The 12,513-nt window shown below is 39.6% G+C and carries 8 protein-coding genes; 1 reads left to right on the plus strand and 7 read right to left on the minus strand.

Features of this window, described 5'->3' with window-relative positions; genetic code table 11:
- Nucleotides 1-11 precede the first annotated feature (11 nt).
- A complete protein-coding gene (locus FLEMA_RS0110700) occupies nucleotides 12-1,601 on the plus strand; it encodes an MFS transporter (RefSeq protein WP_044171240.1) in 1,590 nt (529 codons plus the stop codon).
- Nucleotides 1,602-2,181: 580 nt separating this feature from the next.
- On the opposite strand, the gene FLEMA_RS0110705 is transcribed toward FLEMA_RS0110700, so the two are convergent.
- The 7 genes from FLEMA_RS0110705 to FLEMA_RS0110735 form a co-directional block, all read right to left on the minus strand.
- Nucleotides 2,182-4,092, minus strand: a complete 1,911-nt coding sequence (locus FLEMA_RS0110705) for a YgiQ family radical SAM protein (protein WP_026995472.1) — start codon at nucleotides 4,090-4,092, stop codon at nucleotides 2,182-2,184.
- 435 nt (nucleotides 4,093-4,527) lie between these two features.
- On the minus strand, nucleotides 4,528-5,547 hold the full coding sequence (locus FLEMA_RS0110710; RefSeq protein ID WP_026995473.1) for a hemin-degrading factor: 1,020 nt from the start codon (nucleotides 5,545-5,547) through the stop codon (nucleotides 4,528-4,530).
- Complete coding sequence (locus FLEMA_RS0110715) at nucleotides 5,523-6,380, minus strand: heme ABC transporter ATP-binding protein (RefSeq protein ID WP_044171243.1); 858 nt, start codon at nucleotides 6,378-6,380, stop codon at nucleotides 5,523-5,525. The genes FLEMA_RS0110710 and FLEMA_RS0110715 overlap by 25 nt, the downstream gene beginning before the upstream one ends.
- Before the next feature lie 25 nt (nucleotides 6,381-6,405).
- The gene (locus FLEMA_RS0110720; protein WP_052354061.1) at nucleotides 6,406-7,482 is read right to left on the minus strand and encodes a FecCD family ABC transporter permease; all 1,077 of its coding nucleotides are present in this window, start codon (nucleotides 7,480-7,482) and stop codon (nucleotides 6,406-6,408) included.
- Nucleotides 7,483-7,661: 179 nt separating this feature from the next.
- A complete protein-coding gene (locus FLEMA_RS0110725) occupies nucleotides 7,662-8,513 on the minus strand; it encodes a heme/hemin ABC transporter substrate-binding protein (RefSeq protein ID WP_026995476.1) in 852 nt (283 codons plus the stop codon).
- A gap of 12 nt (nucleotides 8,514-8,525) precedes the next feature.
- On the minus strand, nucleotides 8,526-9,920 hold the full coding sequence (locus FLEMA_RS0110730) for an HmuY family protein (protein WP_026995477.1): 1,395 nt from the start codon (nucleotides 9,918-9,920) through the stop codon (nucleotides 8,526-8,528).
- A 105-nt stretch (nucleotides 9,921-10,025) separates the two neighbouring features.
- On the minus strand, nucleotides 10,026-12,323 hold the full coding sequence (locus FLEMA_RS0110735; RefSeq protein ID WP_081681300.1) for a TonB-dependent receptor: 2,298 nt from the start codon (nucleotides 12,321-12,323) through the stop codon (nucleotides 10,026-10,028).
- Nucleotides 12,324-12,513 lie beyond the last annotated feature (190 nt).

Genomic DNA, 12,513 nt, shown 5'->3' on the forward strand with positions numbered 1-12,513 from the left:
AAGTTTTTATTATGTCTGCTTCTGGAAATAGTATTTTCAAAGAATGGGTTCCAAACTGGGCAATTCTGAGTATTCTGGTTTTTTGTATGCTACATTCAATGGTACTTTTGGGTTTATACACTTCAAATATTACTTATTCGGCCAGCTATCTTGACATCGAACCCGAAGATTTGCAGTTTACGATGAGCCTAACTTATGGTACTTTTTTGGCTACCATCATGATTGAAGGTAGGCTTTTCAAGTATTTCCCTACCCGCAACTACTTTGTGGTAATCTACTGTTTTTCAGCTATTTTGTTTATTGTATCGGCCTATACCAACGACTTTTACGTATTTGCTATACTTAGGGTTATCGAAGGTATTTTGATGGCCTTACCTTGGATTCCCTTGAGGATTTTGTTGCTTTCAAGATTCAAAACACAAAATGCTACAATTGTCGTTTTTTCGCTGACTTACGGAGCATTACTAATTGCTACACCTTTTATCGTAAACATTGCCGTTTGGATACTCGATTGGTCAGACTGGACTTATATGGTTTATGGCTCGGCCTTTTTCCAGATTGTGTGTGTGGGTCTTATTTCTTTGACATTCAACAACAACCATTTTCATAGAAAAGTACCTCTATATCAAGTGGATTGGACAAGCTTTGTATTGCTTTGTGCCGATATTTTGAGCGGTGCTTTTATTTTGGTTTATGGCGAAAAAAAATACTGGTTTCAGTCACCCCAAATTGTTACAGCCACAGTTATTTGCCTGATATTTAGTGCATTATTTATCATCCGACAATTGACCGTAAAAAGACCTTGTTTTGATATGACTGTATTTCGGTATGCCAATTTACGTACTGGATTATTGCTTTTTATACTTTTTTATATCTCTCGTTCTTCGCTCAATATCTGTCATGCTACCATGAGCAAGGTATGGAATTGGGAGCCTATCAGAGTAGCCAACATTCAGTATTTGAATGCCTTAGGCGATATGATTGGAATTACCTTTGCTGGTATTCTTATGGCCAAGGGTGTGGCCACTCGTTTTATTTTTGTCATAGGATTTTTGTTGATGGCTATTCATCATTTATGGTTTACGTTTCTATTTGTTCCAGATGTGGCTTTGGTCGATATTGTTGTGCCTTATATGCTTCAAGGCATAGCCGTCGGAACGCTATTTGTGCCATTGGTGTTATTTACGGTTTCATCGGTGCCATCACATTTGGCTCCATTTTCGGGAGCGGTTGGAGTTTCAGGACGTTTTTGGGGTACTAATATTGGCTTTTGCATCATGCAAAATGCTCAGGTATTTTTTCAAGCCAAACACTTTCATAAATTTCGTCAGTTTATTGCACCCGAAAGTCAGGAAACTCAACAGCGAATCGCCCAGTTACAAAATAGCTTTTTGGCAAAAGGCTACACCGCCGACAATGCTTACCAATTGGCTATGCAACAAATTGGCGTAGCAGTTCAAAAACAAGATATATTACTAAGTAATATGGAAATTTTTACGGGTATTGGGCTTGTATTGCTAGTATTGGTAGTGCTATTATTAATCAATCAACATTTGAAAGATTCATTTAACTTATTCAGAAATAAGATTTGGGTAAGTTAGATTTGTTCCAATGTTGAGATATAAAGCTGTTTAGGTTAACGGTAACGAGCGAATAAATTTGCTCGTTAATAGGAAAGAAAATATCGTTTGAGAGTAGATTTGTCTGTCAAAAATCAGGATAAAGAAAAGTCATTGGAGGGTTTTATTTACAAAGAATGAATCGATTTCTTATAAAATTTCGTAGCTTCTTTTTAGGGCTTCTTGGGATTGGTGATTGTATCAAAAAATATTTGACTATCTCTTTCAGAGGTGATTATTTGTTTTTTCTGTACTTATTGGCATTTTAGGATTACCCTAGCAACAAATCTCATAAATCGTCCCGAATTTTGGGATAATTTAAAATAGAGACCTTTTGTTTGTATTTATTGGGATTCATGTAAGTAAACCATCGTGCTTTTTGTTACAATAGGATGCGAATCAATTCGTATCCTATTAACAAATATTAGGCATTTATTGACTATTAATCAACAAGGCGGTCGAAATTAGTTTTTCGACCGCCTTGTTGATTATTCGAGATGACTTATATTTTCAATTTTGTGCTAACAAATATTTTGTTGTTGGCTAATAATTCGCCTATTGGTTAGCGTCTAAATTTATTTTTTTTCTTAGCGGGTTTCCCTTCTGTTTCGGCTATCAACTTATCGGCTGCTTGCTTTTGTGGATTTGCCAGTAATCGCTCGGCCAAATCTGGACGATTGAGTTTTTGTAATCTTTGTTTTATCCAACCTTTAAACTCAGGCTTGTACCAGAAGAAATAACGATTTTGGTTTTGTTTTTCTTCTCGTGTTTTGGCCGTGGCTACAGGTTGTAATGTATAAGGATGTACTCCCGAATAGTAAATCACCTCGGCTACAGTCATTGGTGTAGGCGTAAAATCCTGCACTTGCTCCAACTGAAAACCTAAATCTTTGGTTTCGGCTGCCAAATTGGCCATATCGGCCTCCTCACAACCAGGGTGCGATGAAATAAAGTACGGAATAAGCGGCTGTTTGAGGTTATGCTTATCTTGAATACGGTCGTATTTTTCTTTAAACTTCTTGAAATATTTAAAAGAAGGCTTACGCATTATTCTAAGTGTATTGTCGGAAGTATGTTCTGGAGCAACTTTCAAACGACCCGATACGTGACGAGTCACCAACTGTTCCATGTATTCGTCGTGATTGCCATCTTGATTGTTTTTATTGAAATCGTCAACCAATAGATCATAACGCACCCCCGAACCCACAAACGCCTTTTTGATACCTGGGTGAGAATCTACTTTGCGATAGATTTCGGTAAGAGGCTTATGCGAAGTGTCTAAATTTGAGCATATTACGGGGTGAATACAACTTGGACTCTGACAACGATTACAAATAGATTCATCTTTGCCCTTCATCCGATACATATTGGCCGATGGCCCGCCCAAATCAGAAATATAGCCCTTAAACTCTGGATGTTTTACAATTTCATCTACCTCTTTCATGATAGATTCTTGGCTACGAGATGCAATAAATTTGCCTTGGTGTGCCGAAATTGTACAAAAACTACAACCTCCAAAACACCCACGGTGCATATTTACCGAAAACTTAATCATTTCATAAGCTGGAATAGCCCCTCGCTTTTTGTATTTAGGGTGTGGCAAACGGGTATAAGGTAAATCAAATGATTTGTCCATTTCCTTCTCTTCCATTGTTTTGAAAGGAGGATTTATGACCAAGGTTTTCTTGCCAACTTTCTGAATAATACGATTGGCTTGCCATTTGTTTGATTCAACTTCTACAATTTTGAAGTTGGCCGCATATTTAATTTTATCTTTCAAGCACTCTTCATGGCTTGCCATTTCCACTGTTTCCCAATTATTAAAGTCTTGGAGCGACTCTTGGGTTTCTTGTAAAAATGCAATTTGATTCACATTCCGAATGGTATCTAAAGGAACACCTTGGCGTACCAAACGCAGAATTTCACGAAGAGGCTGTTCGCCCATACCATATACAAGCATATCTGCCCCTGAGTCGAACAAAATAGTTGGCATTAGTTTATCTTGCCAATAATCGTAGTGTGTTACTCGACGCAATGATGCCTCGATACCACCAATGAGTACTGGTACATCGGGGTATAGTTTTTTGAGAATCTGTGTGTACACTGTGGTTGCGTAATCGGGACGATAGCCCGCTTCGCCACCAGGCGTATAAGAATCGTTGGAACGAAGGCGTTTGTTGGCGGTATAATGGTTTACCATCGAATCCATACAGCCCGCAGTTACGCCAAAAAAGTATTTGGGTTTACCAAATTTTTTAAAATCTCTTAAATCATCTTTCCAGTTGGGTTGTGCTACAATAGCAATTTTAAAACCCTCACTTTCGATAATACGGCCGATTACAGCCGTCCCAAAAGCAGGATGGTCTACATAAGCATCGCCCGAAATAAGTACTACATCTACTTCATCCCAGCCTCGTTTTTCAACCTCTTTTTTGGTGAGAGGTAACCAGTCGGTAATTGGTCTTTCTAACATATTGCAAATTTACGCAAAAATATTGCGTTTGATTATCTTCATGGGTGGGTATCCTCTAACAAGTGGTTGCTATAGTTAGAAAGGACACATTTTTAAAGCAAAACAAGCAATTGGCTTGTAAAATCACTGCCGTTTTAACAAAAAAAAGACTAGAATAGTTTGCTATTTGGGTAAAATAATAGAAAAGCCGCTTGAACTTTGCTAAAAAGATACTTAAAGCGTTGAGAAACAGGATTCACTGAATTGGTTTTGAATCTATACTAGCAAGCTTATTTACCAGTTACAAAAGGCTGATGTGCTTTATTGAAAAGATGTGCTTTATTGAAAAATAGTAAAACAAAAAAAATCCTTCAAGCTTTTAGCTGCTTGAAGGACTAGATTCGGGGTTTTGAAAATAATTTTACATCCAATAGTTCAAAAATCTGCTACAAGCTATTACAAATACTTGGCAATGATAGCTCTCCAAGCTTCCAACTCAGGCTTGCCAGGTTTACGTTTCCCAAAAATCAAGGCAATTTGATTGTGGGCTTCATCAAATAGCTCGATACTAGTTACAAGGCCATCGGTAGTTGGTTTTTTCACAATCCAAGCTTGGGCAATATGGTCTTCTCGCAAATGAAGGTTAAATTGAGGGTCTAGTACATTGAACCAAGGCCCCATTTGTACCAATTTTTCAATCAAACCTGTGTGAATTTGGATACAGCCATGGCTACCCACAAATATCATTATTTCAAGAGCTGTGTTTGAGGCTTCGCCCAAAATAGCCTTTACTTGTTCTACCGAAATAGCCTGAGCATGTCCTTCTGGAGCTAAGTATAATGCTTGCTCGCGGGCTACGCCATATTTGCGTAAAAGCGGAAAAAACTCGTGGGTATCTTTCAACGCTAACCAGTCGGCCTGAAAGCCAACAATATCTATCTCTTCGTTTTTTTTCTCAGGCTCGGGTGCTGGATAGGCTTCTGTTTCGAGAAACGACGACTGAATTGGGTCGGCATAAATGTCGACTAATTGGTTATACGCTTCAATATTACTACTTTCTTGCAAAAAAATTTTGTGAACAGCCTCGCCGTTTTTGTCGAAAAACTGTAAGCTTTGATTGTTTTCTTTGACAGCAAAACCAAATTTCCAATGAGTCATAAACAAACGAAGGTCAATATCTTCGCCCAGTACTAAGCCCACGTGGTTGTTGAATGATACTTTTTCATAAACCCCTTTGCGTTCGTGAACACAACTTTCGTTGCGGGTAAGTGCCATTACATAGCCCAGCGAAGGTATTTCTTTGAGAAGCTCTCTGAAATCGCCTGTGAGTCGAATTACATTTTCACCTACCGATGTGGCAAGTAATTCGGCTTCAGATACGCCCAATTGCTTGGCCGCATCACGGATTCTCACTTTAGGATTTTCATTTTTAAATTCTTGATAACGTTCTTTTAATGAAAGTGTTGCGGTTGACATATCTCTGTTTTTTTGTTTGAAATTGGTTCTTGACAATGTACAATAAATGGACAAGCCATGTCTGGCTGATGAATAAGATTGACCGCAATATTAAAAGCCTCTAATACATTATGAGGGCTCAATACATCGACGGGCTTGCCATAGCCCAATACCTCGCCTTGTTTCAGCAGCAGTACTTGGTCGGCATATTGCAAAGCCAAGTTGAGGTCGTGGAGAATAGCAATCACACAAAAACCCTTCTGGGTGAGTTCTTTGGCTATTTGTAACAAATTATGTTGATGATACAAGTCCAGACCAGTGATGGGTTCGTCGAGCAAAAGGTATTTAGGGGCTTTAGACACATAATTTTCATCCAAAATAGCTTCATAATCTAGCAATTGAGCCATCACTTTTGCCAAAAATACCCGCTGCTGCTCGCCTCCTGAAAGAGTCATAAAAATACGTTCGGACAAATGACTTACGCCTGTTTTTTGGAGGCAATATTGTACTATTTCGTGGTCGTACACACTGGGGTTTCCCTTAAAATGTGGGTATCGTCCCATAATTACCAAATCATATACGTTGAAGTTGAAAGCCAAGGTATTTTGCTGAGCCAGTACAGCCCTAAATCTTGCAAGGCTTTCTCTTGTCCAGCAATCTAACGACCGCTGGCGGATTTGAATATTGCCCTGATGAGGAAGAAGCTCTTTGCTCAATAGCCTCAATAAAGTAGATTTGCCTGCACCGTTTGCTCCAACAATCGCTAAAAGCTCGCCTGTTTGAGCTTCGAGCGAAACACCTCTTAGCAATGTTCTACCTCGGATTGTATAATGGATATTTTGTGCTTGTATCATGCCTTTTAGCGTAATGTTAAATCACTTATTGATTTCTGTTTTTAACCAAAATCCAAATAAAAATGGGTGTTCCTAGCATAGCTGTAACAATACCTATGGGTAATTCGGCAGGTGCTACGATAGTTCTCGATACCAAATCGGCCAAGGTTAACACTATAGCCCCCAAAAGAGCCGACGCAGGTAATACCAAGCGGTGGTCGGCACCAGCAAATAGCCGAATAATATGGGGAATAATTAGCCCGACAAAGCCTATGGCCCCACACAAGGCAACCGAAACACCTACACCAAGCGTAGTAAGGATAATGATTTGGTTTTTGAGCCTGATAGGATTAATACCCAAATGTTCGGCCTGACTTTCGCCTAATGCAAAGGCATTGAGAGCTTTGCCAAGCCTTGGTACAAATAGAATAGGAATAAGGCACAAAGGCGTTGCTACCTTCAGGGCATCCCAAGAAGCACCACCCAAACTGCCTAAACCCCAAAATTGGATGGTTCTTAGCTGGGCATCGTTGGCCATGTAGGTCATCAGGCCAGTAATTGCTCCTGACAAAGCATTTACAGCAATACCAGCCAATAGCATGGTAGTTACTACGGCTTTTCCTTCTACTTTTGATAGTTGATATACCAAAACGGTAGTTAGGCAAGCTCCAAAAAATGCAACAAATGACATTCCGTATAAGCCCGCAAGTCCGTTGAGTTGTTGAATTACCTTGAGCTCTAAGACAATCATTCCTACAGCAAAAAGTGATGCTCCCGACGAAATACCTATCAGTCCGGGGTCGGCCAGAGGATTACGGAACAGCCCTTGCATAGATGCCCCCGTAATACCCAACACTGCCCCTACCAAGATTCCCATTAAAACCCTTGGCAAACGAATAACCGTTAAAATAACAGCCTGCTGTTCGGCAAAATGGGTATTTGTCCAGCCTAGTTCGTTCAGCAAGATATATCCTACCTCTTTGAAAGAAATACTTACAGCACCAACACCTACTGCCCAGATGCCTACGCCAATAAGAATAACCATCAATGAGGTTAATACAATTCCTGCTTTGGTATAGCTAAAGCCAATTGACTGAGATTTTTGCAATGCAATTATGTTCATTACTTTATTGAATGAAATAGTTGACCCATGAATAATTACCAATCATCAAACTATTACCTAATCACTCATGGGCTTACTGATGATATATGTGGTTTTGTATCAAAATTTTGTCAGAATTATGATTTTTAGGATAAGATAATTTTTCCCCTAACAATCCCCACATTCTGCCGATACGTCCTTTATCTCTTGAGTTTTTCGCTTAGCTCTAATACAGCACTGCCAACTCTTGGCGTAAAACCCGTTAGTAATACGCCATCCATTTCAATTACCTTTCGTTTTTTGCCAGCATTGGTTTGTGCAACGCCTGGTACTTTCAAAAGACCATCTATACCTCCAATACTTTCCAAGCCACTATTGAACAACAAGATATAATCTGGATTAGCCGCAATAAGTCCTTCGGGGGTGAGTGGCTTGAAGTTGTCAAAATCATTGGTAGCGTTATGTCCACCTGCTAATTCTATCAAGCTTTTTACCGACGTACCATTACCCGCAACCGACATTGCTCCTAGGCCTCTGGCATAAATAAAGAGGACTTTGGGAGCTACGGCTGGCTTTTTAACTTTTGCCAAGTTGGCATCTATTTTCTGAATCAGGCGAGCTGCTTGAGCTTTTTTACCAAAATAATTGGCGACATCGTTTATCAGCTTTTTAGTACCTTCTATACTATATTCTTGTGTAAACATCTGTACTTTTACTCCTGCCGATTTAAACTGTTCTTCAACTTCGGGTTTGAGGAAGGATTGTCCTTTCTCGTCACGAGTACCTATTACAATGGTGGGCTGTAAAGCCAGTGTTGTTTCTGCCCCGATACCTCTATTATGACCCACTTTGGGCAGTTTTTCAATCGCCGCAGGATAATTGGAGGTTACGTCGGTGCCAACAATCTGATTTTGTAAGCCTAGTTCTACCAATATTTCGGTTACAGATCCACTGATAGACACAATCCGTTGAGGCTTATTCTGGCTAAATACTTGTGTATTGATTAGCCAACATAAGACTAATAGCCAGTATTTTTTGTTATAATTTTTCATTTATCAACTATCTTATGAAGCCTTTTTTACTAATTTATATTCAATATTGGGGTATCCACGCTCGCCACCATCGGCCGAAGTAAAGTTCAAAAATTTCAATTTATAGATATTTCCTGCGGCATCTTTTACGACATAGAAGCGGTCGGTTTTTACGCCAATTGTACCTGTTGTAGCACGCCAATTCGAACCAATAACCGAACGGTTACCACTAAACGTAACAGTGCTAAGATTACTTTCGCCAAAGGTGTCATAACTTACCGTAGAGGTAAGTACCTCGGCAGCCTGTACTCCAGCCAAATGATTAATGAATACTTGGTCAGAGAAATAATAAGGGACTTCTACCGTTGCCGACAAGTTGGTTTTGTACACTGCCCCTGTCCACTCAATATCCCAACGGTCTTTGGCAGGCTCAACACTTACTGGTGTTCCTGTTGCAAAAGACACATAACTAAAGTTATAGCTTGCATCTTTGGCAATAGTCAGTGTTTTGAAGGCAGTTTCGGTCAAGCCCGCATATTGTAGGGTATATCCGCCACTAGTATTTCTCAAAACTCTTATTTTCATCAAATCTGTTTTAGCTGTAGAACCACCTGTTCCTCTGTTGATAATATATACTTTATTATCGGCATCGGTAGCCGATACCGCAGCAATAACCGTATTGGCAATATCGCCAGTAATATCATCAATCAGGGCAAAGTGAGTTGGCTCAAAGCCTAGTGTAAGGTTTTTGCCAACAGTATCGGCTGCACTTACTTGGGTAATATCGCTTTTGGTAGTAGCCAACGCCGTTGCTGCGGTGGTATTATTGATTTTCACCACAAAATTACTGCCTGTATAAAAGCCCAAATCCCAAGCTGCACGAGCAACTGCTACTTGGTTATTGTTGCTAAAATCTACAAAAACACTATTAATTGCCGACGAACCACCCGTGCCTCCATTGAGTTTGAGGTTTGTTCCTGTCGATACTATTGCTGTAAATTTTACGGTCAACTCGGCATTTGTACCTATCAAAACAGGACTGGTTACACCCGCAATTTTAAACTTTAGGGTTTCGGCTCCGCTCAAAAATATACCCGAAGTTTTAGTTATTTTGAACGATGCTTCGCTACTACCCACTGGTACAGACAAACTTACCACATTACTTACGGCTGCTGGCACAGTAGCAAATTCAGTACCATAAGTCATGCCTGTTGAGGTTACTTGTACAGTAACGGTTGTAGCAACGTCTACAGCTCTCGATAATTGTACTTTTATCGTAGCTTCGGAATTGGTAGCATCCATACCTTGCTCTGTACTTTCAAATTGTGCCAAACTGTCGGGCAAAGCGACTTCGTCTTCTTTACAGCCAAGTAAAAATAGGGTATTTATTAGGGCCAATACCAACCACACATTCAATAAACGTTTCATTTTTTTTACTAAAATTTAGATTATGAAGAAGAAAATACTAGCCATGCTCTTGTTCTTCTTACAGGCATGGTTGTTATAAATCTAATCCCTACAGCATAGAGATTTTTAATTTTTACTGGTAAGGTTATAGGTAAGCCCTACAAAATAAGAGCGGCCGTAACTCATGGGCAATGGGCCACTGGTACTATGCCCTGCTGTACCCGCAGTACCCGAATTATTGAGCCTAGTTACATTCAATAGGTTTTTTATACCTGCACTAGCCTGTAAACCAGCAGGTAATTTTTGGGTAAGGGTAAAATCAGCCCAATGATAAGCCGCCACTTCGGTCAAGCTAGCTTTTAACGCACCATTGCTATCGGTTTCGGCCTGATAAGCAGGGCGTTTGCCTGTATATTTATAAAATAAACCCAAGGTAGTTTTGCTTTGTGGCAGTGTGTACATGATATTAGCATTTACCTCGGGCGACCACAAAAATTTGGGCATTGTTAGAGTTTTATACTCTTCGTCGCTCAACAGTTGGTTATAGCGACCAATATACGAAAAGCCAACGGTAGCTCGTAGATTTTGCCATACGGCAGTATTTTCGAGTGTTGTACCCAGTGTTTTAAAACGGTCTATATTAATGGTTCGGGATACCGAAGGGTCGCTAGGGTCGGTGCCATAGCTAATCAAATTACGGAAATCGTTATAAAAACCCGTAAGTACCGACTTCCAATTAACGGTTGTGTGTTTAGGTGAAAAATAGGTAATAGAACCATTAAAACTATCTGATTCTTCAGCTTTTAAATCAGGATTCCCTTTGATTGAATGACTGGCATCAAAAAAATTAAAGTATAGTTCTCGTAAAGCTGGCGATCGAAATCCGCGAGCATAGGCCAAACGTAAATCCCAATTGGTGTTCAGCTTCATTTTGGTATTGATAGACGGAATTACTGGCGGAGCATCATATACCGAGTTTTGGATAAACCGCAAGCCCGGCCTGATTTGAATACTCGAATCAAGTGAAATCACCGACGATACAAAAAAGGCATAATCGTTGATTTTGGGCGAACCTGCAATTCTAGCCCCGCTAGCATTATCTATATTTACCTCAAAACCAGGCTGTAACGAAATAGCTTTTGTCCATCGGTATTGAAAGGTGGTTCTTACCATTTTGTTGTCAAATCGAGCTACATCTTGTTCGCCCTGTCCAAGCGACAAAGTTCTTTTTCCTGTATTCAAATCCAAAATAGATGTCTGTGTTTTGCGTTGGTAGTCGGTATAAGCTGCCAAAGCATTCATACTGAGCCTTTCCGAAATACGGAGTTCGCCCTGCAATTGGTGCATCATTCGGTCGGTTATAAACTTTTGGTCACGAGCCTGTTGCGTATTGATATTGACATTGCCAAAGCTGGTGATTGTTTCGTGTAAAAAATCATTTCGGTAATAAATACTCCCCTTTGTTTTGGTCAAGCCCAATTTTACATGTCCCAATACCTGCTCTTTGGGTAGCCATTCTTTACTACGTCCAGTAGAATTACCTTGCCAGCCACCAAAATTATTACTACTCAAGCCAGCCGATACATTAAGCGTACCATTTTGCCACATACCACCAATACTCTGATTATGAGCACCTTGCCTTACAGCATCTTGCTTCTTAGAAAGCTTATATTCGTTACTAACGGTTTCTTCCTGAGCTTTGGCAAATAGCGACCATTGGTTGTGGCTAGGCTTTTTTGTAATAATATTAATCACACCAGCCAATGCGTCAGTTCCATAATTAACAGACATTGGTCCTTCTACAATTTCGATACGTTCAATCGTATTAATATCAATTTGATTCAAACTTTCACGGGTATCGCCTCGGTCGAGCATCGGCACACCATCTAATAAAATTTTTACATTTCGCCCTGCCATACCCATCAACTGAATATCGGTAGTACCCAAGGCCATATCATTGGAAAAGCGAAAACCTAATTCGTTATTGAGTATTCCTAACAAATTGGTAGCAGCCCGTTGTTCTATTCTAGCACGGTCGATTACCCTTACCTGAAACACCGAGTTTTTGATCGACTGAGGTTCGTATTGTCCTGTCACAACAACCTCGTTGAGCGTTTGAATAGCTGGTTCTAATTTAAAATCAAGGTTTGTATTGCCTTGAAGACTTATCTTTTTTTCGACAGTACCAAAACCTACATAACTAACTTTTATTATTTCAGAGCCAGATTTAGCCACCTTTAATTGATATATTCCTTGTTTGTTGGTCAAAGCACCCTTTTTTTGAGCTACCAATACCACCGAGGCCCCTTCTACGGGCGTGCCACCCAATGCAGTTACCTTTCCTTTAATTTCTATTTGTTGGGCAATAGCATTCAACCCTATTCCTAGCCAGAATAGCACCCCCAATCCGATTCTATATTTCATGGTTGTTGATTTAATACATGTTGGCAAATTCTATTTTGGTATGTCTAAGCAATTTTAGACTATTTTTATTTAGACTTGTTATAAATAATAGAACAAAGGTATAAGAAGAATACATACGAGTCAATATTTATTTAGACTAATTTTAAATAGTATTTTCAAAAATGATATAAAAGATGAAGATGTGATAGAG

Origin of the sequence: Flectobacillus major DSM 103, from assembly GCF_000427405.1 — a bacterium.
Lineage (GTDB): Bacteria > Bacteroidota > Bacteroidia > Cytophagales > Spirosomataceae > Flectobacillus > Flectobacillus major.